The organism is Ruegeria sp. YTSC002 (genome assembly GCF_059609845.1).
The window spans coordinates 71,545-98,243 of record NZ_JBXWML010000007.1; the positions used below are offsets into that span (position 1 = coordinate 71,545).

Genomic DNA, 26,699 nt, shown 5'->3' on the forward strand with positions numbered 1-26,699 from the left:
GGTCAGGCCTCGGGCCTGACCAACAGCGCGACCAACCGGCGGGTCAGCGGGGCCACGAACAGAACCACCGCGAAGGCCACCGGCCAGCTGACGCTCCAGGCACCCATCCAACTGGCGAGTGTCTCGGGGCCCAGCCCGATCTCTTTGAATGTTGCGATGCAGGTCACGATGCAGGACATCAGCCCTGACAGGATGAAGGCAAACAGGACGGGGGCAAAACGTGCGGGAATCATGCGGCTCTTCCTCTGCTGATTTGCCGGTTCATATGCGGCATTCGAAATGTGATTTCCAGTGCGCAGGCGCACAGGCCTATTGCATCCAGTGCAGAGATGCCTCGGTGTGCCGGGTAGAAGGCGCGTATTCGGCGCTGACCCAACCAGTGTAACCAGCATCATCCATTGCCGCGAAAAGCAGCGCGAAATCCGTGGGCCCGCGCCCCGGTTCAGAACGTTCGGGGGCGGCCCCGATCTGGGCGTGGACAACACTGGGGTGAAAACGCTCCCAGACGGCCAGCGCGTCGCCGTGGATCATATGTGCGTGAAAACTGTCATATTGCAGACCGACATTCGGGCGATCCACGCGGCCCAGTACCTCGGCCGCCAGATCATAGTCGTTCAGAAAATAGCCGGGTTGGGACATCGGATTGAGGGGTTCGATCGTGAAAGTCTGCTGCGGTGCGAAATCGGCAGCCCACTGCAAGTTGTGCACGAAGCAGTCCATCGCATCCGTTCCGGCTGCGTATCCGGACATGATATGAATGAAGCCCGGTCGCAGCACCTGAGCGTAGCGCAGAACGCGGCGGATATCAGACTGAAACCGGGACGCACCGCCGGGGATGGCGGCATAACCTGGTGTGCCACCGGTATAATTCGGCGGAGGCGCGTTGATCAGAACCAGTTCGAGCCCGTTGGCCAGCAAGGCCCGCCGGGTTTCTTTTGCCGCAAGTTCATACGGAAACAGGATCTCGACCGCCCGGAACCCGGCGTCTGCCGCTGCCTGAAACCGGTCGAGATACGGAAGTTCGGCAAAGAGCAACGAGATATTCGCGGCGAATTTTGGCATAGGCGGCCCATGGGTTTCAGGTGGCCCGACCTTATCCGCGCGTTGATTTCCGCGAAAGTGACAGAAAACGACAGTTTGTCGAAATTCGACCAGATCGACCCGAGGAAATCGGAAACGTTTCTGGTATCGCGGCGAATCATTTTTCCGGCGCCGTGCCAATAGAAGGTTCGAAACGATGGCGATGAGCCCAGACCCCGTCCGCGGGAACAGCCTTTCTGCGTCCGCGGGGCAGTATTCTGCCTTGTCGGGCAACGGATTGGCCGTGGCCTCGATGCTGACATGGGCGGCCGGGTTTCCGGCGGCCGAAGTGCTGTTGCAAACATGGCCGCCCGTTGCCCTGTTGGCCGCGCGACTGGCGTTGGCCGTATTGGTGATGGTGCCGGTCTGGGTGATTCTGGACGGACCGCGCCGGGTTGTTTCGGCCCGCTGGGGTCATGCAATGACCGTCGGCGGCCTTGGGATCGGGTCGGGAATGTTCCTTTTGATCGTGGCGCAAAAGCTGACCGACCCGGTGACGGTGGCGCTCATCGTCTCGTGTGCGCCCTTGGTGGCCACATTGCTTGAATTGGCTGCTGGCACACGCCGGTTGAAGTGGAGTTTTGCGCTGGGCGTTCTTGTGTCGATTGTCGGCGGGCTGATCGCCACCAGCGCCTTGGCCCCGGCACAGTTGGGCCTGGGCGCGGCCTGTGCGGTTGGATCAACGGTGCTGTTTTGCTGGGCCAGCATGGCAACCGCCCGGGACTTCCCCGAGCTCAGCCAGACCGGGCGCACCACGATCACCTTCGTCGGAGGGCTGGGCATGGCGTCGCTGCTGGTTTTCGGATCGGCGCAGCTTGGCCTGGAAGTGATGCCTGCAACTGCATTCGACGTGCAGCAGGCAGGCATGCTGATGATCTATGCGCTTGTTTCCATGGGCCTCAGCCAGGTCCTTTTCATCACCTCCGTCGGCAAGCTGGGCGTCGCGTTGGCCTCTTTTCACATCAATGTTGCCCCGTTCTACGTGATGCTGATCATGCTGATGCTGGGGGACGAGTGGAACTGGACCCGGGCACTGGGTGCGGGCATTGTTGCAATGGCTGTCGTGCTGGCACAGGATCGCGCGCCCCGGTCAGCTCAGGTCGGCTGAGGGGATCAGGCCAAAGAACTGCCCGCCTGACCAAACACCAAACCAGCCGTCATGATGCGTTCCGATCTCGACGAGGCGGTAGAAGCTTTTGCGGTCTATGCGGGCTTCGAGGTTGTCGCGGATCAATATGTAGGGTGAGGGTTCGTCTGTTTCAGGGTCGATTACAATGCGGATCGGATGGTCAACTCCGGCCACGGCCCTGTCGCCAACATGAGTTGTAAAGGTCAAGGACTGGTCCTTTCCATCCCCGTCCCGGTCGAAATCCACAGCAACAAACGGCGCGTCTTCGACAGTGATTCCCACCTTCTCGACCGGCGTGACGAGGTAGTATTTGCCGTCTTCCTTCTTAAGAATTGAGGAAAAAAGCTTCACAAGCTCGAAACGGGTGATGGGTGAGCCTAAATAACTCCATGTGCCATCTTTTGCGATCTTTATGTCCAGATCGCCGCAAAACGGAGGATTCCAGAGGTGAACGGGCGGTAAACCGTTGGTTTTGGCCGCCTTGACCGATGCCGCCAGACCATCTGGCGACGGTTTCACAGGTTTTTGTCCGCTCATTGCTTTTGCCATTTCCTCTCAGCGCGATACACTTCAATCATAATAGTCCACGGAAGGGAAAGTCATGACCGAACCTGCCGACCTCGTAGCCGAGATCGAAGCGCTGGAAAACAAGCTGCAAGAGGCCAAGGCCTCGATCACCCGCCGCTTCATCGGGCAGGAGAGGGTCGTGGACCTGACGCTGACCGCACTTTTGTGTGGCGGCCATGCCCTTCTGATCGGTCTGCCGGGGCTGGGCAAAACGCGTCTGGTCGAGACCCTGTCAACGGTGATGGGCCTGCATGGCAACCGCATTCAGTTCACGCCCGACCTGATGCCTGCCGATATTCTGGGCTCTGAGGTGTTGGATACTGCCGACGATGGTAGCCGCCATTTCCGTTTCATTCCCGGCCCGATCTTCTGTCAGCTGTTGATGGCGGACGAGATCAACCGGGCAAGTCCGCGGACTCAGTCGGCGCTGTTGCAGGCGATGCAGGAACGTACAGTGACCGTAGCGGGCGAGGATCGTTCATTGGGTACGCCCTTCCACGTGCTGGCAACGCAAAACCCGATTGAACAGGAAGGCACCTACCCGCTGCCCGAAGCGCAGCTTGACCGGTTCCTGGTACAGATCGATGTCGAATACCCCGACCGTCAGACCGAGCGGGATATTCTGCTGGCCACGACAGGGGTTGAAGAAGAGGAAGCGCATCAGATTTTCAGCAAGGAAGAGTTGCTGGCCGCGCAGGTCCTGTTGCGTAGGATGCCGGTCGGAGAATCCGTCGTTGAGCTGATCCTTGATCTGGTGCGGGCCTTCCGCCCCGAAGAATCTGGTGTGTCCGAACGGGTTGCCGAAACCGTGGCCTGGGGCCCGGGCCCTCGTGCAGCGCAGGCGCTGATGATGACGGTGCGGGCGCGTGCCATGTTGCAGGGACGTCTGGCGCCAAATGCCGAGGATGTTCTGGACATGGCGCGCCCGGTGCTCAGCCATCGGATGGCACTGAACTTTGCGGCACGGGCGCGTGGCGACAGCCTTGCTGATCTGATCGACTCGACCGCTGTCGGGCTGATCCGGACCGAGGCCGCGGCGTGAATGCCGCGCTGACCCTTCGCGAAAGATCCGAAGCCGAGGCATCACGGCTGCCGCCCCTGTTGGCGCGGGCCGAGCATTTGGCAGGTACCGTTCTGCTGGGCGACCACGGTCGACGGCGGTCCGGCATGGGGGATGATTTCTGGCAATACCGTCCGGCCCAGATCGGCGACAGCCGTCGCATGATCGATCACCGCCGCTCGGCGCGGGGGGATCAGCAGTTTGTACGTGAGCGGGAATGGCAGATCGCGCAATCCGTGATGCTGTGGGTCGATCAGGGGGCTTCAATGCGGTTTGCATCCGACAAGACCCTGCCGACCAAAGCGGATCGCGCCCGGCTGTTGGGGCTGGCGACATCCATCCTTCTGGTGCGCGGTGGTGAACGTGTCGGCCTGACCGGCACCACCTTGCCGCCCCGGCGCGGCAATGCGCAGATCATCCGGCTGGCGCAGGCCTGGTCCGAGGATGATCAAGCGGATTACGCCCCGCCCGAACACCGCGCCATGATCCCTCATGCCCGCGCCGTGTTCATCTCTGATTTTCTGGGCCCCATGGATGAGGTTGAACTGGCCCTGACCAAAGCCGCCGACCGTGGCGTGCGCGGCGTGGTTCTGCAAGTGCTGGATCCGGGTGAGGAGTCGTTTCCCTATCGCGGGCGCACCATCTTCGAAAGCGTCGGAGGGTCCGTCCGACACGAAACGCTCAAGGCTGCTGAGTTGCGGGATCGTTATCTGGAACGCCTCGCACGCCGCAAGGACGCGCTGACGCAGTTATGCCGAGCGACGGGCTGGCAACTGGGCCTGCATCACACGGGCGACAGCGCGCAGGCGGCTCTGTTGTGGCTTTATCGGGCCTTGGACGGGGGAACGCGATGACGGTTCTGGCGGGCATCGGCTTTACCGCGCCCTGGGTGTTGCTGGGTCTTCTGACCCTGCCGATCCTGTGGCTGATCCTGCGCGCTGTTCCGCCCGCACCGATCCGCCGCTTGTTCCCGGCGGTCACGCTGCTGCTGGGCCTGAAGGATGACGAAAGCGTATCTGACCGCACCCCGTGGTGGCTGCTGCTGCTGCGGATGCTGGCGGCGGCTGCGATCATCATCGGGCTGGCAGGGCCGGTTCTGAACCCGTCACGGGATGAAACCGGAACCGGGCCGCTGCTGCTGGTGCTGGATGCCAGTTGGGCCGGTGCCGCGCGCTGGCCGGCGACACTTGACCAAATCGACACCCAGCTGTCCGAAGCCGGGCGCGCGGGCCGCACGGTTGCGATTTTGCGCCTGACAGAGCCGGAAACACCTGTATTTCAGGCTGCGGAAGCGTGGCGCGGGCGTTTGCCGGGGCTGACCCCGAACCCCTGGCAGCCGAATGCGGATCAGATTGCTCAGACCATTGGCGCGTTGAACGCCGTTGACGGCGGATTTGATACCCATTGGTTCAGTGACAGGCTGGACTATGCAGACCACGCTGAACTGGTGTCCAGCCTTCAGGCGCGCGGAGATGTGACGGTCTATCAGGCGGCCTCCCGGCCCGTTGCGATCCGGCCTGCGGCCTATCAGGACGGGCTGATCCAATTGACGGTCCAGCGCGCGGGCCTCGGACCGGAAGACCGCGTGACGGTATTGGCGCAAGGCCGTGATCCGGCGGGCACGGCCCGGGTGCTGCATTCGGTCGACCTGACCTTTGAAGCCGGCGAAACCACGGCGCAGGCCGATCTGGCGCTGCCGTCGGAATTGCGCGCCCGGATCACGCGGTTTGAAATTCAGGGCCAAAGGTCCGCCGGGGCCGTGACCCTGACCGATGACAGTCTGCGCCGGCGCGAGGTTGCACTGATTGCCGGAACCCGCAACCGTGAAGGGCTGGAGCTGTTGTCGCCTCTGCATTACCTGACGCAGGTCCTGGTCCCGACCGCGGATTTTGTCGATGGCGGCCTGCTTGAGGTTCTGCCCGCCAACCCGGATGTGATCGTCCTGTCGGACGTGGCCCAGATGTCTGAACCGGAAAAGGCTGCTTTGATCGAATGGGTCGAACAGGGTGGGCTGCTGCTGCGTTTTGCCGGTCCGCGCATGGCGGCCAGCGATCTGGGCAGGGACACCGAAGACACCCTGTTGCCGGCGCGGCTGCGCAGCGGTGGGCGATCCGTCGGCGGCGCGATGAGCTGGGGCGAAGCCAAGACGCTGGCTCCATTCCCCGAGAACTCTCCTTTTTACGGCCTGGCTATCCCGGATGACGTGGTTGTCTCGACACAAGTCATGGCCCAACCAGACCCTAACTTGGCGGATCGCGTGATTGCTTCGCTGTCCGACGGCACCCCATTGGTGACGCGCAAGGCACTGGGGCTTGGGCAGGTGGTGCTGTTTCACGTCACTGCGGATGCCGAATGGTCCAGCCTGCCCTTGTCAGGCCTGTTCGTCGAGATGCTGGATCGTTTGGCCGTGGCTTCGGCGGCCAAGTCGCGGCAAGAATCGCAACTGCAAGGCACCACGTGGGAGCCGGTTCAGATTATGGACGGGTTTGGCGCCCTGTCAGATGCCGGAACCCTGGCCGGTGTGGATGGCGTTCAGCTGATCTCGGGCAGGATCGGGCCAGATTTGCGTCCGGGTCTCTATGAAAGCGGAAAGCAGAAGCTGGCATTGAACGTGGTCTCGGAAGAAACCGAGCTGCGCCCGGTGACCTGGCCCGCCAATGTGCCGATCAAAGGGCAGGAGGTCAGCACGGAAACCCCGCTTGGTGGCCTGTTGCTCAGCCTCGCACTGATCTTGCTGACGGTTGACGTAATTGCCTCGCTGGCCTTGTCGGGCAGGCTGGGTCTGGCGCGAACGGCGGCTGCCGCGATGGCCGCTTTTCTGCTGGTGCCGGACGTACAGGCGCAGACGCCCGAAGATACCGAATTTGCCCTTGCCGCAACGCACGAGCTTGTGCTGGCGCATGTGCTGACCGGTGAGGCGCAGGTGGACGATATTGCCGAGGCCGGATTGCGGGGCTTGGCGCAAACCCTGTTCTTTCGCACCTCTGTCGAACCGGCGGACCCAATCGGCGTTGATCTGGAGCGAGACGAACTGGCATTCTTTCCGCTTCTCTACTGGCCCATTACGCCGAACCAGCCGCAACCTTCGGCTGAGGCGTATATCAAACTGAACGCCTATTTGCGTTCGGGTGGGATGATCCTGTTTGATACGCGCGATGCGGATATTGCTGGTTTCGGCGCATCCAGTCCGAATGGCCGTAAGTTGCAGCAACTGGCCGGACCGCTGAATATCCCTGCATTAGAGCCGATTCCCCGCGATCACGTCCTGACCAGAACATTCTATTTGCTCCAGGATTTCCCGGGCCGCTATTCCGGCGCAGAAGTTTGGGTCGAAGCTGCGCCCGGGGATGCAGAACAGATCGAAGGGATGCCTTTCCGAAACCTCAATGACAACGTGACACCGGTGGTTATCGGCGGCAATGACTGGGCCGGGGCCTGGGCCGTGGATCGCAACGGCCAGGCCCTTTTGCCTGTCGGTCGTGGCTATGCCGGGGAACGGCAACGCGAACTGGCAAATCGGTTTGGCGTAAATCTGGTGATGCACGTTCTGACCGGGAACTACAAATCCGATCAGGTCCACGTGCCCGCACTTTTGGACAGGTTGGGACAATGACCGGAACCGTCATATTCGACCCTCTGATCCCGTGGCCGTTTTTGGCTGCTGTGGGGGCGATTGCCGCTGTCGGAGTAGGTCTGGCCTTGTGGCGCGGCTTGTCGGGCTGGGCCCTGCGGGGATTGGCGGCTTTGGTTGTCATCGCGGCACTGTCCGGTCCGGTCTATCAAGTCGAGGACCGCGCGCCGCTGACGGATATCGTTTTGATGATCGAGGATGAAAGCGCCAGCCAGACACTTTCGGACCGGGCCGAACAAACGGCGCAGGCCGCCGAAGATCTGGCCGCCGAGATCGAGGCGCGGGACAATACGGAACTGCGCCGCATTCGGGTCGGCGACGGTGACGGGGATGAGGGCACGCAGGTCATGGCCGCCCTGAATGAAGCCCTGGCCGAAGAACCGCGCGCGCGCATTGCGGGCATTCTGGTGGTATCGGACGGGATCGTGCATGATGCCGATCAGGCCCCGGAATTGCCGGCGCCGATGCATCTGTTGCAAACCGGGCGTGCAGACGACTGGGATCGTAGGCTTATCGTCCGAAACGCGCCGGCCTTTGCCATCATCGGAGAATCAGTGACTTTGACCCTGCGCGTGGAAGACAGCGGTGCAGCCCCCGCGGGTGCCGCGACAGCGCCGCTGGAGATTTCCGTGGATGGTGGCGAGCCGCAGCAGCTGAGTATTCCAATCGGTCGGGACGTCGAACTGCCTGTCACCCTGCCGCATGGCGGGCGCAACGTGATCCAGTTTTCCGTGCCTCAGGCCGAAGGTGAGTTGACTGACCGCAACAACACCGCGCTGATCCAGATGAACGGCGTTCGGGATCGCCTGCGCGTTCTGCTGGTCTCGGGAGAGCCGCATCCCGGCGGGCGCACATGGCGCAACCTGCTGAAATCCGACAGTTCCGTAGACCTCGTGCACTTCACCATCCTGCGTCCGCCCGAGAAACAGGATGGCGTGCCCGTCGACGAGCTTTCACTCATCGCTTTCCCAACGCGTGAACTGTTTCTGGAAAAGATCAACGATTTCGATCTGATCATATTCGACCGCTACAAGCGGCGCGGCATCCTGCCTGCGATCTATCTGGACAACGTCACCAGTTATATCAACGATGGCGGCGCCGTTCTGATTGCGGCCGGTCCCGATTTCGCCGGAGCTGACAGCATTTTCCGGTCGCCGCTGGCACCGATCCTGCCGGCTCAACCCTCTGCGCGTGTCTTCGAGGAACGCTATGTTCCGAAGGTCAGCGACTTGGGTCAGCGCCATCCGGTAACAACAAATCTTGGCGATTCCGAGGATTGGGGGGCCTGGTTGCGCCAGATCGATGTGAACCATCGCTCGGGCGAGGTTCTGATGACAGGCATTGACGAACGCCCCCTGCTGGTTCTGGACCGAGTGGGCGAAGGGCGTGTCGCGATGCTGGCTTCGGACCACGCCTGGCTGTGGAGCCGTGGCTTTGAAGGCGGCGGCCCACAACTGGAGCTTTTGCGCAGGCTGGCCCATTGGATGATGAAGGAACCCGAGCTTGAGGAAGAGGCGCTGTGGGCCGAAGCCAACGGGCAGTCCATGCGCATCATTCGACAGACGCTTGGGGATGATGTGGGTCCGGTGACTGTGACGCGTCCGAACGGCGAAACGCTGGAAATCACTTTGCAAGAGGTCTCTCCGGGGCGGTTCGAAGCGCAATATTTTGGGCCTGAGATTGGTCTTTACCGTTTGCAGGAAGGCGACCATACAGCCGTGATTGGCCTTGGTCCCGCCGCGCCGAAGGAATTTGAACGCACCATTGCAACGGGGGATGTTCTTGAACCGGTTCTGGCCGGCATGCGTGGCGGCGTGATCCGTTTGGAAGATGGATTGCCGTCGATCCGCAACGTGCGCGCCGGGCGTCCGGCGGCTGGTCGGGGCTGGATCGGTCTGACCCCGCGCGATGCCTACGAGACACGGGATGTGACCCAGGCGGGTCTGCTGCCACCTTGGCTGGTTTTGCTGTTGGCAGGAGGTTTCCTGTTGGGCGGTTGGCTGCGCGAAGGGCGGCGCTAATCGATCCTGATTGACGCCCTGTCGGACTGACCTTGCGCATCCACCACGACAAGCGAGGTGAAGCCGGTCCCCGGATTGGGGATTTCAAACTCTCGTCGCCGCTGACCGGTCAGCACCGGTACGCCATCTGCCAGCACGGAAAACGGCCCGACGCCCCCACGCAGTTTGACCGTCAATGGTGCTCCTGACGTCTCTAACACGGCGTTATCTGGCGGGAACAGCAGGTCCGGCGCCGAGGGATCATCCTTGAAAGCTGTCGTGCGGGGGCGAAATCGCTGCAACGGTTGCGGCAATTGGGCCGCGCCGACAAGCAGGGTCGAGGGTGGCGGGGGACGCAGGGGCGTGAGGTCGGGTTTCAACAGGTTGAAAGCCTCGGCCAGAAGCGGCGCGGCAACATCGCCCCCAAATGCACCGGGAACAGGCGTTCCATCGGCGCGGCCCAGCCAGACCCCGATGACGTGCCGCCCGTCAAAGCCGATGGCCCAGGCATCGCGGTGGCCATAAGACGTGCCGGTCTTGTAGGCAAGCGACCCTGTTGCACCGCCTGCCGGTGGCGCGAGCCCGGCCAGAATGTCCGCAACCTGCCAGGCAGAGGTTTCTGACAGAACGCGCGGGGTGCGCTGGGCGTCTGCCAGAACGTTATGATGCAGGATCGGGCCTGTGCCTCCAGCTGCCAGGGTGGCGTAGACCTGTACCAGATCGTGCAGGCTCAACCCCACGCCGCCCAAAGAAATCGCCAATCCGGGTGTGCCGCCCTTCAGACGCGGTTCCGAGCCGGCCAACCGCAATGCCGTCATCACACGAACGGGCCCCAGCTCATTCGTCAGCCGTACAACGGGGACGTTCAGCGACAATTGCAATGCCTCCCGCACCCGGACATCTCCACGGAATGCGCCGTCAAAATTGCGCGGCGCGTACCGACCGAACATGACGGGGCTGTCGCTGATCAGGGTCTCGGGATGGGCCAGCCCCTGATCGAAGGCCAGCCCGTAGACCAGAGGTTTCAGGGTCGATCCGGGCGACCGTACGGCCCGGGTCATATCCACGAACCCCTGACGCGCATCCTGGTACCCGGCAGATCCGACCGATGCCAGAACCTCGCCGCTGCGATGATCGGCCACGATCAGGGCCCCGGAAACGCGTGGTCCGACACGGGTGGCGGCCTGGGCCACCAAGGTTTCCAGCCGGGCCTGCAATCCGGCATCCAGGGTCAGGTCGAAGGCCTGGATTGCGGGTGCTTGCCGCACCACACGGTCAGTCAGATGCGGTGCAAGGCGCGGAAACGGATTCATCCGACCCGGAAGGGGTTCGGTCATGGCCGCGCGCGCCTCAGCACCGGTCAGGACGTTATGGCGTTCAAGCCTGCGCAGCACCCGGTCACGCGCTTCTCGGGCGGCCTGTGGGTTGCGATCCGGACGCCGGGCCTCGGGGGATTGCGGCAGTGCGACCAACAGGGCTGTCTGTGCGGGAGTCAGCCGGGCGGCGTCCTTTCCAAACCACGCGCGGGCACCGGCACGGAGCCCTTCCAGATTGCCTCCATAGGGGGCGTGGGTCAGATAAAGGTTCAGGATTTGCTGTTTGCTCAGACGCCGCTCCAACGCCAATGCGACTCTGATCTGGCGAAATTTCCCGCTCCAGCGCCCGGTCGTGCCATCTTCGATCAACCGTGCCACCTGCATGGTCAGGGTGGACCCGCCCGACACGTTACGCCCGTTCCACAGGCTTTGCCCGGCGGCCCGCAGCATCGCGATGAAGTCCACTCCGGCGTGGGTCCAGAACCGTTTATCCTCGTACCGGATCAGCATGGCGATGAAATTCGGATCGACGGCGCTGGGCCGTAGCCTCCAGATGCCATCCTCGACTGGAAATGCACGCAGAAGGTCGCCGTTCCGGTCTCGCATCTCGACCGAAGTTTCAGCCAGAACGGGAGGCAGGGTTGTGGCGTCGACCCAGCGGTCAACACCATCCCGCGCCAGTGCCGTCAGGTAGAGTGCTCCGGCCAGCGCAAACAAAAGCCGCGACCGCCTAGGCATGACAGCCACCCAAGCAGCGGTATGGCGCAAGGCTGATCACTGGATCTCGACCCGTCCGGTCGACGTACGCGCACGGTTCTGCGGGCGGTACATATCTTCGACCGAGGCCGCAGGATGATGGAACACGCCCGGTGTTACGGCGCGCGCCACATAGGCCAGCGTTACCGTCTCACGACCGGACAAATCAACGGCGGCCAGGAACCTGTCCGAACGGAACTCGGTATGGGTGGCGTCGGACAGGTCCAGCCAGTCGAGTGCCCGCACATCGCCCGAGCGCAGCAGGCTCGGGTTGTCGATCTCGATCCCGGCGGACAGTGGATCGTCCACCATCAACCGCGCACCGCCGCTTTCGAACGGTGTTACTTGCAGTACAGTGACGAACCGGTCACCCACGGCAAAGCTGTTTGCGTCGATCAAATCACCATCCATCGAATAGTACCGGCGTTCGATCGCGTAGCCAGTGCCGCCCGCCTCGGGCGGAACCTCCGGAATGCCCGTGATCGTCAAGGTGATGTCCGTCGCCTGAACGTCGGCGGCCGTGATGTTGATCTCATCCGCCTGCCCGGATTGCAGAACCTTCACGAACGGACCGGAAACCGGCGCGCCGTTGACCATCAAGCCCGATCCCGTTGGGTCAGACACAAGCGCGTGCGCCGCCAGCAATGACCACGTGGCCTCCTGCGTGGACAGCGGCGTGCGGCCCGTGCTCACCCGTTGGATCAAAGCATCGCGGTCAATCGCCTCGCTGCCCGCGCCCGTGGCAAGGGTCAACAGACCGGCCGCATCCCGCAGGTGGGTGCCGTAGTCAGCGCGCCAGATGTTCTGTTGCTGGTTCTGTTGCCGATCCAGCATCCGCGCGGCACGGTTGAACATCGCATCCGCGCGGGTCTGGTCGCCGTAAGAGGCCAGGGCTGCGCCCAATTGTGCCGCCGCCAGAGGGGTGTCGAAGGCATCCCCTTTGACATCCGCGTAATAGCGCAGATCGCCCATCGAGGCCGCACCTTCCCGCGCAAGAACCATCAGAGCATAGGCAATGTCCTGACCGCCTTCGTCAAAATCAGGCGCGTAATTGACCCTGTTCCGAAGGTTGTCCATTGCCTGAGCGAAAGCCCGGTCCGGCACGGGATGTCCCTGAGTGCGGGCACGGGACAGGAAGTCGGTCACATAGGCGTCCAGCCAGAAATCCCCGCTGCCTGCGCGCCACAGACCAAAGGCGCCGTTCGCGGCCTGACGGGTCAGGATGCTGCGGATCGAATCGGCAATGCGCTGATCCACCACCGGACCATCCCCCAGCCCCGAGGCTTGCGCAACGGATGACAGGTACAGCAACGGCAGTGCTTTGCTGGTGATCTGTTCGGTGCAGCCATAGGGATAACGGTTCAGCTGATCCAGCAGTCCGGGTGTGTCGAATTTTGCCAACGCTCCGGCGGACAGGATGGCCTTGGCCGAACCCGGCTGGAACCCGTCAAACACGTCCTGTGAAAACAGGAAGCTGTCGCCTGCGCCCAAGGCAAAACGCCGTGTCAGGGCAATCACCGGATCATTGGCCCGCACGGGCATCCGCAGGGTTTGCGACAGGTCGCGCCCATCAGGAGTGGTGATCGAGACGCTGATTTCAGGATCGCCGACGGCGCTGGCCGTGATCGGGATCTCGAAAACCGCCTTGCCACCGTCTTCCAGCACAAAGCTGGATGGTGCCGCACCCAGCTCCAAACCGTTGGAGGCGCTCAGGCCAAGTGCCATTTCCCCGGGTGTGCCATCCGCATGGACGATCTCAAGACGCATGCGGCTTTGATCGCCTGGGGCAAGGAAGCGCGGAAGGCTGGTGGTGACGACCACAGGGTCGCGGACGATCATTTCAGCTTCGGCCTGGCCGACGGCTTTGTGCGACCACGCGACGGCCATCAGGCGGACGGTTCCGTTGAAAGCGGGAAGGGGAATGTCGATCTCAACCTCACCATCCGCGCCGATCTCGACCGGGCCACTGAACACGGCCATCAGGTCTTGCGTCGGCGGCGGAGACTGGCGACGCATCCCGCTGTCATTGTCGCCGCCCGAGCGCACGGTGCCCATGGCTCCGGTCATGCCGTCGATCAGTCGCCCGTAGACATCCCGCAGATCAACGCCCAGACGGCGCTGCCCGAAATAGTATCCTTGCGGGTCCGGGCTTTCGAACCCGGTGAGGTTCAGAATGCCCACGTCGACAGCGGCCAGCGTCAGCCAGACCGGTTCGTTGTCCACGGTGTTTTCGACCCTGATACGGGCTTTTTGCGTCTGACGTGGTGCGGTGACCTCGGGCACATCGACAGTTACGGAGAGTTTGTGTTCCTCTGGATCGATGCTGGCATGGGCCACGCCCATTGCCCGCGCCGGGTTCTGACCGGCTGCAACATCCATTGGGCGGATCACGGTTGCGGTGACATAAGCCCCTGGGCCCCAATCCTTCGTTACCTCAATGGGGATCAGAGTTTCACCTTCCGGCACTTCCACCATTTGGCGATGGATCAGACGGTTCGAAAGGACTTCGATCTGAGCGACACCGGCCATTCGCGGTACAATCCGCAACTGCGCCGTATCCCCGATGCGATAGCTGTCGCGATCCAATGACATTTCAAGCCGGTCCGGCGTGGTTGACGCATCGGCGGCCTGATACCAGCCCGCATAAAAATCGACGGCGGTTTCGGTATATGTTCCGTCTACGCGTTGCACCACCAGTTCATAGCGCCCCCATTCCACAGGCTGTGTCAGCGTCAGAGGGTCGGAGGAAACGTCCACTTCGCCAGTGGCGACACGGGTGCGGCGCGTTGTCGGTTCCCAATTCCAGTCGCCGTGAAGCTGGTACCATTGATAGCGCGTTTCCATCTTGTTCAGCGTCCAGCGCAGGCGCATCGGAATGGGCGTCAGCTCAGGAGACAGGCCAACGATCTCAAACGCAGCCTCGGTGCTTTCCGGGATGACCTCGTCGAACAGGGGTTTGACACCAATAACAGGGTGCGGCGGCTGGGCGGGCGCGGTCAGGCGTCGCTCGACCGGGCGGCCCGAGCCATCGGCCAGCCGGGCGATGATTTCGACCTCGATCGGCTTTCCCTCAGTCTCTAACACGGGGATTTTGACTGCTACGGTCGCGTGCCCCGTCGCGTCTGTGCGCGTGTCTCCGAAATATGTGCTCTTGATCGAGGTTTCTGCATCATAGCGACCAAAGCGATATCCGTCGTAGCCCGGGACCGTGTCCGCCGGGCGTGCGATGACCTGCCCGTCGATGCTCAGGTCCGACCCCGGCGCTCCAAACAGATAGCGCGCGTCGATCGAGAGCGGTGGGCTGTCGCCGGGGCGCAAGGGTTCGTCGGGCAGAGTCAGTTCGAAATCGATCCGTTCGGGCAGGAAATCCTCGACAAGAACGGTCTGACGCGCCAGCGCATCGCCTTTTGGATCGGATTTGATTTCAATTTTCCATGCGCCGCGCGGTACGTCTGCGGCCACGGGCAGGGCAAAGACATGGCCCCCGGCAACACCGCCATCCGAGACAGACCGGCGGTATTCCACCCCGTCCGGGCGATACAGGATCGCCGTCAGAGGCAGGCCCTCGATGGCCTGCGCCTTGCCATCGCGGGACAGGGCGGTGACATGGATCACTTCGCCGGCCCTATAGGCACCTCGGTCGGTGGTCAGAAAGACATCGACCGGCCCCGCCGGTGCGCGCCCTTCAACGCCGCGATCCGACAGGTCAAAGGCAGGATCGGTCAGCGAGAGAAAGCTGAAATCCCTATCATCGATTGCCGCCGTCACCAGAGCAGGCGCGCTGGCCCCTTTGCCGCGTGTCAGGCCCGGATCGAACCTTGCATAGCCGGTTTCATCGGTCTGTGCCGATGCGATGACAGCATTCGCCCCTGAGACCAGCGAAACTTCGACACCCTCGCGCGGTGCCCCATCGCTTAGCCCGCGCACGGTCACGTGCAGCCCGTCAGTGCCCAAGGCGGTGCTGATCCCCAGATCAGAAAGCACAAACCATTGCGTTGCGCCGGGATCGTCATAGGGATCGGCCCCCGGAACCCGGGCGGTCAATGCATAGATACCCGCAGGTTGATCCGAGATCGCTTGGGCCATGGGAAGACGTGCCGTCATGGTCTGGTTCAACTGGTTTGAAACCTCGGCAGTACCCGTCCAGATGTCCTGGGCAATCTGGTCCGAGAATTCCTCTTCCTGCCATTCGCTGAGCGGGCGGCCGAAAAAACCCTGTTGCACGGCACGCAACAGGTTCCGATCACTGACCCGCCGCAGGGTCAGGTCAAGTTCGGTGACATTGACCGTTTCGACAGGCAAGGCCGCGTCGGCAGATTTCGGAAGGACATAGCTGCGCCCAGGAAACCGAACCGAAGGTGCCCGGTCGCGAACATAATGGGTCAGTTCAATGCTGCGGTTCAGTGCTTCGCCCGAGGCGGCAGGCAAGCCTTCGCGCAATGTCAGGCGATAGCGCTGGCCATGCGCAACCCCATCGACGCAAAGCTGCCTGCCCTCGGCCTGCACGACCAGCCCGTCAGCGTCACGCTGAACGAAGGGATCATAATCAACCCCGGCCTTGACCAGCGATTCCGAGAATTCGATACAAATCCTGGGGGCAGCCGCATCGCTTTCGACCGAGCTGTCGACCACGCGGAAGCCATATTTACCGATGGCGTTGTCCAAGGCGGCCAATACGTCTTCCCGCGGTTGCACCTGCTCGGCCAGCCGAAGAACAGGGATCATGTCGCGCCCGCGCTCAACCTCTTCCAGGACCTCCGCAAGGGTCATCAGCGCAGCGATCTGGGAGCCGGGACCATTGGCGCGCAGATAGCCATTGATCGCCGCATTCAGCGCGCGGTTGCGCAGGTCGCGCCGCTCGTTCCAACCCGAAGGGTTCATGGCCAGCAGCAGGCGCGCATATTCCACCCAAAGATCCGCGCGGTCGCTTAGCGATACGGCGACGCCGGTCCACTGCATCGCTTGCGTGACACTGCCCGCGTCGCGCGCGGCATCCAGAACGGCTTGCAGATCATACCCTCCTGCCGGGTGCAGGAACCCCAGATCGCGGGCTTGTTTTCTTGCGTGACCCAGATCGTCAGAACTCAGGACGCTGAGTGCTTGCTCGCGCGTTTTTCCCAAGGTTAGGGTCTGTTCAGCGCTTGGCACCTTTTGCGCGGACAATGCGCCTTGATACGCCTCTTGCCGGTTCACGCCACTTTTGGGAAAGCAGGCATCGGACCGGGTGTTGTAGGTGAACGCCGTACATTGCGCGTTTGCCGAGCAGGCCTGAATGCAGGACTTCAGATCGGTGTCGAACAGAGCATCCAAATCCGAGCCATAAAAATCCGTGTCCCGAGAGGTGACATAGCGGAACTCAGGCACCGCGCCCTGCGCCAGAACGGCAGCGGGAAGGATCAGAAGGAAAATTATGTAAGTCATTGAAATAAAAACAAAGCGACGCATAGTGCCCTCCTATTTGGGCTCAGCCTTGCATGGCGCGCGCCTGTAACGCAACGGCTTAAACAGTTTTTCATTCTCTGTCGCGATGCTGAATTCCGAACGTCCCGGAATCGATCAAAATGAGTCTTGCAAACAAACTGGCACAGGAACGGCGTGCGCGTCTGGCAGCCGAACGAATGCTTGCCTTGAAACAGGCCGAACTTTCGGCCGCCAATCGCAAACTGGGCCAACACGCCATGGCGTTGACCAGGCGCATTGGTGAAACTCAGGCCGAAGTCGAAACCGTTCGTGGCGAAAACGAAAAGGTCAAATCCGATCTCACCGTCGCTCATGCCAAGATCGAGATTGCCGAACGCCGCCTCTGGCATTCGATCCAGACGATTCAGGACGGGTTTGCATTCTTTGACGGCGACAGCAGGCTCATCAGCGCAAACGCTGCGTATCTCAGCGTGTTTGAAGGGCTGGATGAGGTGGCGCCAGGGATTTCCTACCAGCGCATTCTGCAATTGCTGACCACCGAAGGAATTGTCGATACCGGTGACGAAACTGCCGAGGAATGGCAGGCCAGAATGCAGGCACGCTGGAACCGGGCCAATCCACCTCCGATCGTCATGCAACTGTGGAACGGTCACTACATCCGCCTGATCGATCAGCGTGGCAGCGGCGGTGACGTGGTCAGCCTGGCGCTCAACATCACCGCGTCGGTCCGGCACGAATCAGAACTGAAGGCTGCCCGCGAACGGGCGGAAGCGGCCAACAGGGCTAAATCAGCCTTTCTCGCCAATATGAGCCATGAAATCCGCACGCCGATGAATGGTATCGTGGGTATGGCCGAACTGCTTGATGAATCTCCGCTGGACGAAGAACAGCGGCTCTATGTCAACACCATCCGCAATTCGGGTGAGGCATTGTTGGTTATCATCAACGACGTGCTTGATTACTCCAAGATCGAGGCGGACAAATTGGTTTTGCACCCTGAACCCTTCGATCTGGAGCGCTGCATTCTTGAAGTCGCAATGCTGTTGCAGCCAAGCGTGCGCGACAAGGGGCTCACGTTGCTTGTGGATTACGACCTGTTCCTGCCCACCCTTTTCGTGGGCGATCCGGGCCGAATACGGCAGGTTCTGACCAATCTGGTCGGCAACGCAGTCAAATTCACCACGGAAGGGCATGTCCTGGTCCGTGTGACAGGCGTTCCGCATGCCCAGGCTCAGACATGCGATATCCATGTTGCCATCGAAGATACCGGCATCGGTATCGACGCGGACAAGATCAACCACGTTTTTGGTGAGTTCAATCAGGTCGAAGACGAACGCAATCGCCAATTTGAAGGTACCGGATTGGGTCTTGCCATCAGCAGGCGCCTGATCACCATGATGGGCGGTTCGGTCTGGGTCGAAAGCGAACCGGGTCAGGGGTCCTGTTTCGGGTTCAGGGTGTCGCTGCCCACGGCAGAAGGCCCACAGCCCGAACCTCCGAAACTGGCGGATTGCGTGAAACACGTCATGGTGGTCGAGGATCTGGCCGTAAACCGTGCCATTTTGGCGAAACAACTTGGCCGTTTAGGAGCCGAAGTGACGGTTTGCGCGTCAGGGGCCGAGGCGCTGGCAGAAATGCATGACGCGATTGAACTTGTCCTGTGCGACCATGATCTGCCGGATATGGATGGCTTGGATCTTGCCGTCACCCTCAAAGACCGTGGGTGGGGCGACGCCTCGGTCATCGTGATGTCTGCAAATCCATCCCTGATCCACACGCACCCAGCCCGTGAACTGATCGACGGTGTGTTGCAGAAGCCGATCCCCAGGGCCGAGTTGTATTCCAGGCTCGTGGCTCTCAAGGACACTCCGCCGCCGGAACGTCGCTCGCCGCAGCGAAATTCCGCCCCTGACAACAAAGAAACCAAAGTCTTGGAAACAAGGCGCATGAAGGTACTTGCGGCCGAGGACAATCTTACCAACCAGCTGATCCTGAAAAAGATGGTCAAAGACCTGCATATAGACCTGCGATTTGCGTCCAATGGAATTGAAGCCGTTGAGATCTTTCAGGAGTTTGACCCGGACTTGATCTTCATGGATATTTCCATGCCGAAGATGGATGGCAAACAGGCCACTGCTGAAATCCGCAGGCTTGAGGTCGAAACAGGGCGTCATGTACCGATCGTGGCCTTGACGGCTCATGCAATGGCCGGTGACGATCAGGGTATCCTGTCCGCGGGGTTGGATCACTACATGACGAAACCGCTGCGCAAAAACCATATTCATCAAATGATCCGGCAACACCAACCGGATGGCGTAAGCGAAGTCATGGACAATCACCTCGCCCAGGAACATGCACCCATGTGTGACCACAACCAGGATCCCGCTTCATCTGGCTGAAAATATCCCGGGGAGCGCGAGGGGCTGGCCCCTCGCTCGGACCCACGGCCCGAAACCGTGGAAGGAAACATCAATCAGGCTGTCAGCGTCTCAGGCCGAGTAAGGTCGAACAAAGACAGGTTTGTCCTTTTCCGACAGGTCAGCACGATACGCGTAACCGCCCGTATCGAAATCCAGCAGGGCATCGGGGTCGGACAGGCGGTGCTGAATGACATATCGCGCCATTGCGCCACGCGCCTTTTTGGCAAAGAAACTCACGGTTTTCGGAGTGCCGTTTTTGTCTTCCATGAAAACCGGCGAGATGACGCGCAATTTCAGAGCGTTCGGGTCCACGGCGCCGAAATACTCCTGACTGGCGCAGTTGATCAGAACGTCGCTGCCGATCACGTTGCCTTGTGCGTTCAGAGCTTTGCTCAGCTGGTCGCGCCAATACTCATACAGGTTCTTGCCGCGCCGTGTTTTCAGCTTGCTGCCCATCTCCAGCCTGTAGGGCTGTATCGCATCGAGTGGCCGCAAGACACCATAGAGACCTGAGAGGATGCGCAGATGATCCTGCGCCCATGCCAGTTCGTCAGGGTCGAGCGAAGCTGCTTCCAGACCCTGATAGGTGTCGCCTGCAAAGGCCAGCGCGGCCGGGCGCGTCGCATCGGCGTCTGGCATGTCGGAAAAAGCACGATAACGATCGCGATTCAGTCGCGCCAGATCATCGCTCAGATCCATCAGCTTCTTCAGATCGCCAAGGGTCAGATTGCGTGCGGTTTTGGACAGTCTGATCGCATCATCCTGAAAATCCGGCTGTGTGACTTGAACGTCCCGCTCTGCCCAGTCCAGCCGCTTGGCCGGAGAAATCACTACCAGCATACCTGCCCTCTTTTCTTGCCTGCTCTGACGTATCTAGCCCGCCCCACGCAACACGTCCAGAAAGGCAGTGCCAAACCTTTCGTGACGCCGGTCGCCCAGCACCTGTTCAAGTCCACGCAGGTCGTCAGGGCGCATCTGCGCCACCTTTGCCAGTTGCGAGGCCGAGCAGGTCAGGGGTTTGTCTATCCCGTCGGGACCCCGGGACAATTGAGATTGTACTTCCAGCAAGCGGTCATAGATGTCGCCCTGATCGCGACCGGCCAGCTTGCGGCGCGCCGGGTGCAACGCCTGGACCTCGCCCGCGATCACTTCAAGGAAGGTGTCGCCATAGCGTTCCAGCTTCTTGGCGCCGACGCCGCCGATCCGGGCCATCTCGTCCAGCGTCATGGGGCGCTTTTCCGCCATTTCGATCAGGGTGCGATCCGGGAAAATGACATAGGCCGGGACCCGGGCGGATTCTGCCAAAGCGCGTCTTTTGGCCTTGAGAGCCGACAGCAAGGGCGCATCTTCATCGGACACCATGGCTTTCACGGCGGGGCGACGGGTTGCCTTGCGCAGGGCGTCCTTGCGCAGGTTGATCTTTGCCTCGCCCTTGAGAATTGGTTTGGCGGCCTCGGTCATCCGCAAGGCCCCGTGGCGTTCGGGGTCGGGGCGCACCAGATCGTGCCCCATCATCTGGCGGAATATCGCCTGCCATTGCGCGCGCGACCATTCCTTGCCGATGCCCCAGGTGGACAGACCATCATGACGGCGCGCGCGGATCTTGTCGGTCTCGTTCCCCAGAAGAATGTCGATCAGGTGACCGCTGCCAAACCACTCATCGGTACGAAGAATCGCGGACAAGGCCATTCGGACGGGTGTTGTGCCATCAAACACTTCGGGCGGTGTATCGCACAGGTCGCATTTGCCACAGGGTGCCGCCTGTTCCCCGAAATAGCCCAGCAGGGTCTGGCGGCGGCATTCCAGCGCCTCGGCCAACCCCAACAGCGCGTTCAGCCGCGCATGATCCGCCATGCGGCGCTCGGGCGGAGCAAGACCTTCGTCAATCTGAGAGCGGCGCAGGCGGATATCGTCGGGGCCGAACAGGGTCAGGGTCTCGGCCGGCCCGCCGTCGCGGCCAGCGCGGCCGATCTCCTGGTAATAGGCCTCGATGGATTTCGGCAGGTCCGCATGGGCGACCCAGCGAATGTCGGGCTTGTCGATGCCCATGCCGAAGGCCACGGTCGCCACCACGATCAGCCCGTCCTCGCGCGCGAAGCGGGTTTCGACGATGCGGCGGTCCTCGGCCTCCATCCCGCCGTGATAGTGGCAGGCGCTGTGGCCCTGTTCGCGCAGCGCCTGCGCCAGCACTTCGGTCTTGTTGCGGGTGCCGCAATAGACAATACCCGACTGGCCCCGGCGCGCATCGGCGAAATCCAGGATCTGCTTGCGCGGGCTGTCCTTGGCGGCAAAGGCCAGGTGGATGTTCGGGCGGTCGAAGCCGCGCAGGAACTTGCGCGGAGGCGTGCCGTCGAACAGTTTCTCGACGATCTCGTCCTGTGTTTCGGCGTCGGCGGTCGCGGTGAAGGCGGCCAGAGGCACGTTCAGGGCGCGCCGCAACTCTCCGATCCGTAAATAATCAGGCCGGAAATCATGGCCCCATTGGCTGACGCAATGGGCCTCGTCCACCGCGATCAGGCTGACATTGATCCGCCGCAACATGCCCAGCGCCGAGCCCGCCGCCAGCCGCTCGGGCGCCATATACAGCAGTTTCAGCCGCCCGGCCTCGAGTGCCTCCCACACGGCGTCGGTTTCCTCGGGGGTGTTGCCCGAGGTCAGCGCACCGGCCTCGACCCCGGCCTCCTGCAACCCGCGCACCTGGTCGCGCATCAGCGCGATCAGCGGCGAGATCACCACCGTCACCCCGTCACGCAGCAGGGCAGGCAGTTGAAAACACAGGGATTTGCCGCCACCCGTGGGCATGATCGCCAGCACGTTCTGGCTGGCAGTTACGGCATCGACAATCTCTTCCTGCCCGGGGCGGAATTCATCGAATCCAAAGACATCTCGCAGCAAAGGCGCGGCGTCGAACATGTGCGGGGGTGCCCTGTTTCAAGATTTGACTGCTCTTGAACGGACAATCACACAGTCGGAATCGGGGAACAAGAGGTCAGTAGAAATAGACCGCGTTGTTGATCAGGATGATCCGCAGCGCATAGACACCGATCAGCACCACCAGCGGCGTCAGGTCCAGACCGCCCATATTGGGCAGGATGCGCCGGATCGGGCCATAAATAGGCTCTAACAGGCGGTTCAGCCCGTACCAGATTTGCGCGACCAGCTGTTGGTGCAGGTTGAGCACCTGAAAGTTGATCAGCCAGCTCATGATCACATGGGCCAGGATGATGAACCAGACAATATCCAGGATCAGCAGCAGGATTTGGATCAGCGACAGCATGGGTTCTCCGTATTCTTGTTGGCCGAGACCTAAGCACCATAGCGACAAAGAGCAAGTGCCTGGCACTCAACGCTTGCGATTTGAATTAAAGCCCAGTCATATAATCGCAACGATAAACAGGGGCAGAGATGGCAGAGATTTCCAAGCGCAGGCGCATCTGGGGCTGGTGGTTCTTTGACTGGGCCAGCCAGCCTTATCACACCCTTCTGGTCACCTTTGTCTTTGGCCCCTACTTCGCTGGCGTCGCCGCCGGGTATTTCACCACTGAAGGGCTGGATGCGCAGGCGGCAGCGGCGCGTGCACAGACCGTTTGGGCCAACTGTCTGACGATCACCGGGTTGATCATCGCTTTTGGCGCGCCGCTGCTGGGGGCGATGGCGGATGTCTCGGGGCGGCGCATCCCGTGGATATTTGCCTTTTCGGTCATGTATGCGGTCGGGTCTGCGGCGCTTTGGTACACGATGCCCGATGGCTCGAACATGTGGCTGATGCTGTCGGCTTTCGGTTTTGGCTTCGTAGGTGCGGAATATGCGCTGATCTTCATCAACTCGCAGCTACCCGATCTGGGCGATGACAGCGAAGTGGGCGAGATATCGGGCTCGGGCTTTGCCTTTGGCTATTTTGGCGGGCTGATCTCGCTGGCGATCATGCTGGCGCTGTTTGTGGAACAGCCAAACGGCAAAACCCTGATCGGGATGACGCCCGCCTTTGGTCTGGATGCCGCCACACGGGAAGGCACGCGTTTTGTCGGCCCCTTTACGGCAACGTGGTTCATTCTGTTCATGGTGCCGTACTTTCTGTGGGTCCGCGACGATGCGGCGACGGACAAGACGGGAAGCGTGGGTGAGGCGCTGCGCCTGTTGTCGAAATCAGTGTCTAACTTGCGCTATCGCGTCAGTCTGGCCAGTTACCTCGGTTCGTCCATGTTCTATCGCGACGCACTGAACGGGCTGTACAGTTTTGGTGGTGTCTACGCGCGGCTGGTATTGGAATGGGATCTGATCAAGATCGGAGTATTCGGGATCGTCAGCGTTCTCGCCTCGGCCGTTTTTGCGTGGCTTGGGGGCAAGGCAGACAAGAAATACGGCCCGAAACCGGTGATATTGGTGGCGATCTGGGTATTGATTTTCGTCTGTGTCACAGTGGTGTCGATGGACCGGACGCAGATCTACGGCATCGGCCTGCCTGACGGATCCAACCTGCCTGATCTGGTCTTCTTTGGCTGTGGTGTGCTGATCGGTGGCATGGGAGGCATTCTGCAATCGGCCAGCCGTTCGATGATGGTGCGCCACACCGACCCTGAAACTCCGGTCGAAAGCTTTGGTCTTTATGGTCTGTCGGGGCGCGCGACCGCTTTTGCGGCACCGTTGTTGATCGGGATTGCAACAACCGCAACCGGCAGTGCGCGTCTGGGGGTGTCACCAATCATTCTGTTGTTTATTCTGGGTCTATTCCTGATGCGCTGGGTCAGACCTGAAGGGGATCAGAGCAGATGATTTTATTACGTTTTTTTGCACTACTGGTAATAGCCGCGCTGGCACATACGGCATCGGCACAGCCCTTGGCAAAGCAGTTGTTCGGAGCACAGAAGGTAAGCTCGCAACAAAAAGCAGCGGCGTTCGGCAGTTATTCGCGCGGATGTGCGGCCGGATCGGTGCAATTGCCCGAAACCGGGCCCACGTGGCAGGCAATGCGGCTGTCGCGCAATCGCAACTGGGGACATCCCGAGGCAATCGATTACGTGCAGGACCTCAGCCGGTTCGCGGCGAAACAGCCGGGTTGGAATGGTCTCTATATCGGGGATATCAGCCAGCCGCGGGGTGGGCCAATGACTTCGGGCCACCGCTCGCACCAGCTGGGGCTGGATATCGATATCTGGATGCTTCCGGGTGACAACATGCGCCTGTCGCGCAAGGCGCGCGAGAATATTTCGTCCGTATCGCTGCGCCGCTCGAACGGTGCCTATGTCAACAGCAACTGGACCAAACAGCACCACGCGGTGCTGCGCGAAGCCGCCAAGGACAAGCGCGTGGCACGTATCTTCGTGTTCCCCGGGGCGAAGGTTCAGATGTGCAATGATGAAAAAGGCAACCGGGCCTACCTGCGCAAGATCAGGCCCTGGTGGGGGCATCACTACCACTTCCATGTGCGCCTGAAATGCCCAAGAGGATCAAAGGGATGCGTCAACCAGGACGCACCTCCCAAGGGCGATGGCTGTGCCGAGGCGCAACAATGGGTGCGTAACATCCTGAACCCGCCGCCGCCCGACCCGAACGCGCCGCCGCCCAAGAAACGCCGGGAATATGTGCTGGCCGATTTGCCGAAACAATGCGCCTCAGTCTTGCAATCCAAGTAGGTGCGGCACTGTTTCTGGCCACGGCGGCCCTTGGAGTGGATGAAAAAACAGCCACACATCAAAGCAGTTTTGCATGGCGTGACACGGCGGATTGGTTCGGTGGATTCTCGGCGCTGCACATTTCCGACAATGGGCAGCAGATGATGGCGCTGAGTGACCGGGCGCGGTTGGTGACGGCGCGCATTGAGCGTCTTGATGGAGAGATCACCGGCCTTCGCATTCTGGGGCAATGGCCGGTTCTGTCCAGCAATGGTCATATCATGTCAGGCGGCGTTGGCGATTCCGAAGGGATTGCGGCGGCTCCTGACGGTGGGTTCTATATCTCATTCGAAGGGGTGCACCGCGTCGCCCATTACCCCGCACCGGGCACGAAGGCGCGTGTATTGCCACGCCCGCAGGCATTTCAGCATCTCGCCGACAACGGGTCCTTTGAAGGTTTGGCCATCGATGGGCGCGGGCGGCTGTATACGTTGCCGGAAACAAACCGCACCTCGGTCGGAGATATTCCCGTCTATCGCTGGAATGGCCAAACCTGGTCGACCCCTTTTGTTCTGCCCCAGCGCGGTTGGTTCAAGCCGGTTGCCGCTGATTTCGGTCCTGATGGGCGGTTTTATGTGTTGGAGCGAAGCCTCTCGGCAATCGGGTTTCGCTCGCGCCTGCGGCGGTGGGATCTGGCAGGCGACATGCCAAACGCCGAGGAAACCCTGTTCGAAACCGGAACGGGCGCGCATGACAACCTCGAAGGCTTGTCGATCTGGCGGGATGATCAGGGACGTTTGCGGGCCACGATGATCTCGGACGACAACTTTCTGGCGCTGCAACGGACCGAGTTGGTCGAGTATCTGCTGCCCGATTGACACGCGGCAGATGAAGGTCTAAACGCACAGCCTGCCTCGGGACGGTCCCTTGGCCAAGTCGCCGCTACCTTGTCAAAACGGGCATCAAAATATGCAACGCAACTTTATTCCCGGCATCATTGCCATGGCCGCCATCGTCGTGGCCTCGAACATCCTGGTCCAGTTCCTGATCCTTGACGGGCTGTTGACCTGGGGTGCTTTCACCTATCCGCTGGCCTTTCTGGTCACTGACATCATGAACCGCGTCTATGGTGTGGGCCCGGCCCGCAAGGTTGTTTTCGCGGGCTTCGTCACCGGGGTGATCTGCTCGCTGATCGGCAGCCAGATCATGCTTCAGGGCGACGGCTTCACCTATGCCGCCGTGCCGCTGCGCATCGCCGTGGCCTCGGGCACCGCCTTCCTGATTGCGCAACTGACCGACCTCACCGTGTTCAACGCCATGCGTGGCGGTCAATGGTGGCGTGCGCCGCTGGTATCGACTCTGGTAGGTTCAGCGCTGGATACCGCTTTGTTCTTCACCATCGCCTTCTCGGCCTCGGTCACCTTCTTTGGCGCCGATGCGGATGCTGCCATCAACTGGGCGTGGGAGCCCGTGCCCTTCATGCTGTCTGGTCCCGAGGCACCGCTGTGGGTGACGCTGGCCTTTGCCGACTGGTTGGTGAAACTGTCGCTGGCCCTGATCGCTCTGATCCCGTTCAAGGTGATCGTTGCGCGACTGACCGCTGCACAGCCTGCGTAAAAAAGTGCTTTGAGAATGGCGCATCTTGTGTCACGCTTCTTTTCAACCGCAACAGATAGAAAAGGAGGTGATCCAGTGTCAAGAAAGAGA

At 61.2% G+C, this 26,699-nt stretch carries 18 protein-coding genes; 10 read left to right on the top strand and 8 right to left on the bottom strand.

What is annotated here, in order from left to right:
- Positions 1 to 2: 2 nt before the first annotated feature.
- On the bottom strand, positions 3 to 233 hold the full coding sequence (locus AC2FFD_RS14350; protein WP_496873412.1) for a DUF2798 domain-containing protein: 231 nt from the start codon (positions 231 to 233) through the stop codon (positions 3 to 5).
- Between the two features lie 76 nt (positions 234 to 309).
- Complete coding sequence (locus tag AC2FFD_RS14355; protein WP_480685799.1) at positions 310 to 1,062, bottom strand: hydroxypyruvate isomerase family protein; 753 nt, start codon at positions 1,060 to 1,062, stop codon at positions 310 to 312.
- Positions 1,063 to 1,237: 175 nt separating this feature from the next.
- Here AC2FFD_RS14355 and AC2FFD_RS14360 point away from each other — a divergent pair, with 175 nt between their 5' ends.
- A complete protein-coding gene (locus AC2FFD_RS14360) occupies positions 1,238 to 2,188 on the top strand; it encodes a DMT family transporter (protein WP_496873413.1) in 951 nt (316 codons plus the stop codon).
- Here the strand turns inward: AC2FFD_RS14360 and AC2FFD_RS14365 are convergent.
- Positions 2,171 to 2,746 carry a DUF1285 domain-containing protein gene (locus AC2FFD_RS14365; protein ID WP_170346774.1) on the bottom strand — a complete coding sequence of 192 codons (576 nt, stop codon included), beginning with the start codon at positions 2,744 to 2,746 and terminating at the stop codon, positions 2,171 to 2,173. The two genes, AC2FFD_RS14360 and AC2FFD_RS14365, sit on opposite strands and share 18 nt — an antisense overlap.
- Positions 2,747 to 2,810: 64 nt before the next feature.
- On the opposite strand from AC2FFD_RS14365, the gene AC2FFD_RS14370 reads away from it, so the two are divergent.
- Genes AC2FFD_RS14370 through AC2FFD_RS14385 form a run of 4 tightly spaced genes read left to right on the top strand, consistent with a single transcriptional unit; the run spans position 2,811 to position 9,488 of the window.
- Positions 2,811 to 3,818 carry an AAA family ATPase gene (locus AC2FFD_RS14370; RefSeq protein ID WP_425079929.1) on the top strand — a complete coding sequence of 336 codons (1,008 nt, stop codon included), beginning with the start codon at positions 2,811 to 2,813 and terminating at the stop codon, positions 3,816 to 3,818.
- The gene (locus tag AC2FFD_RS14375; RefSeq protein ID WP_170346772.1) at positions 3,815 to 4,690 is read left to right on the top strand and encodes a DUF58 domain-containing protein; all 876 of its coding nucleotides are present in this window, start codon (positions 3,815 to 3,817) and stop codon (positions 4,688 to 4,690) included. The genes AC2FFD_RS14370 and AC2FFD_RS14375 overlap by 4 nt, the downstream gene beginning before the upstream one ends.
- The gene (locus tag AC2FFD_RS14380) at positions 4,687 to 7,449 is read left to right on the top strand and encodes a DUF4159 domain-containing protein (RefSeq protein ID WP_496873414.1); all 2,763 of its coding nucleotides are present in this window, start codon (positions 4,687 to 4,689) and stop codon (positions 7,447 to 7,449) included. Before AC2FFD_RS14375 ends, AC2FFD_RS14380 begins: the two co-directional genes overlap by 4 nt.
- The gene (locus tag AC2FFD_RS14385) at positions 7,446 to 9,488 is read left to right on the top strand and encodes a hypothetical protein (RefSeq protein ID WP_496873415.1); all 2,043 of its coding nucleotides are present in this window, start codon (positions 7,446 to 7,448) and stop codon (positions 9,486 to 9,488) included. Before AC2FFD_RS14380 ends, AC2FFD_RS14385 begins: the two co-directional genes overlap by 4 nt.
- On the opposite strand, the gene pbpC is transcribed toward AC2FFD_RS14385, so the two are convergent.
- Positions 9,485 to 11,521 (bottom strand): penicillin-binding protein 1C, encoded by a 2,037-nt coding sequence (gene pbpC, locus AC2FFD_RS14390; protein ID WP_496873416.1) that lies wholly within the window; start codon positions 11,519 to 11,521, stop codon positions 9,485 to 9,487. The genes AC2FFD_RS14385 and pbpC overlap by 4 nt on opposite strands.
- Before the next feature lie 36 nt (positions 11,522 to 11,557).
- Positions 11,558 to 16,984, bottom strand: coding sequence for an alpha-2-macroglobulin family protein (locus AC2FFD_RS14395; RefSeq protein WP_496873417.1), 5,427 nt, complete (start codon positions 16,982 to 16,984; stop codon positions 11,558 to 11,560).
- A 116-nt stretch (positions 16,985 to 17,100) separates the two neighbouring features.
- Here AC2FFD_RS14395 and AC2FFD_RS14400 point away from each other — a divergent pair, with 116 nt between their 5' ends.
- The gene (locus AC2FFD_RS14400) at positions 17,101 to 19,359 is read left to right on the top strand and encodes a response regulator (RefSeq protein ID WP_496873418.1); all 2,259 of its coding nucleotides are present in this window, start codon (positions 17,101 to 17,103) and stop codon (positions 19,357 to 19,359) included.
- Between the two features lie 90 nt (positions 19,360 to 19,449).
- Here the strand turns inward: AC2FFD_RS14400 and yaaA are convergent, their stop codons facing one another.
- The 3 genes from yaaA to AC2FFD_RS14415 all read right to left on the bottom strand — a co-directional run bounded on the left by yaaA (position 19,450) and on the right by AC2FFD_RS14415 (position 22,657).
- Positions 19,450 to 20,220, bottom strand: coding sequence for a peroxide stress protein YaaA (yaaA, locus tag AC2FFD_RS14405; protein ID WP_496873419.1), 771 nt, complete (start codon positions 20,218 to 20,220; stop codon positions 19,450 to 19,452).
- A gap of 33 nt (positions 20,221 to 20,253) precedes the next feature.
- Positions 20,254 to 22,293, bottom strand: a complete 2,040-nt coding sequence (recQ, locus tag AC2FFD_RS14410; protein ID WP_496873420.1) for a DNA helicase RecQ — start codon at positions 22,291 to 22,293, stop codon at positions 20,254 to 20,256.
- A gap of 76 nt (positions 22,294 to 22,369) precedes the next feature.
- A complete protein-coding gene (locus AC2FFD_RS14415; protein ID WP_005980077.1) occupies positions 22,370 to 22,657 on the bottom strand; it encodes a YggT family protein in 288 nt (95 codons plus the stop codon).
- A gap of 128 nt (positions 22,658 to 22,785) precedes the next feature.
- On the opposite strand from AC2FFD_RS14415, the gene AC2FFD_RS14420 reads away from it, so the two are divergent.
- From AC2FFD_RS14420 to AC2FFD_RS14435, 4 genes are all read left to right on the top strand, one after another.
- Positions 22,786 to 24,153, top strand: coding sequence for an MFS transporter (locus AC2FFD_RS14420; protein ID WP_496873421.1), 1,368 nt, complete (start codon positions 22,786 to 22,788; stop codon positions 24,151 to 24,153).
- The gene (gene mepA, locus AC2FFD_RS14425; RefSeq protein ID WP_170346763.1) at positions 24,150 to 25,013 is read left to right on the top strand and encodes a penicillin-insensitive murein endopeptidase; all 864 of its coding nucleotides are present in this window, start codon (positions 24,150 to 24,152) and stop codon (positions 25,011 to 25,013) included. The genes AC2FFD_RS14420 and mepA overlap by 4 nt, the downstream gene beginning before the upstream one ends.
- Positions 24,986 to 25,870 (top strand): esterase-like activity of phytase family protein, encoded by an 885-nt coding sequence (locus AC2FFD_RS14430; RefSeq protein ID WP_496873422.1) that lies wholly within the window; start codon positions 24,986 to 24,988, stop codon positions 25,868 to 25,870. Before mepA ends, AC2FFD_RS14430 begins: the two co-directional genes overlap by 28 nt.
- 91 nt (positions 25,871 to 25,961) lie before the next feature.
- Positions 25,962 to 26,609 (top strand): queuosine precursor transporter, encoded by a 648-nt coding sequence (locus AC2FFD_RS14435; RefSeq protein ID WP_496873423.1) that lies wholly within the window; start codon positions 25,962 to 25,964, stop codon positions 26,607 to 26,609.
- Positions 26,610 to 26,699: the final 90 nt, after the last annotated feature.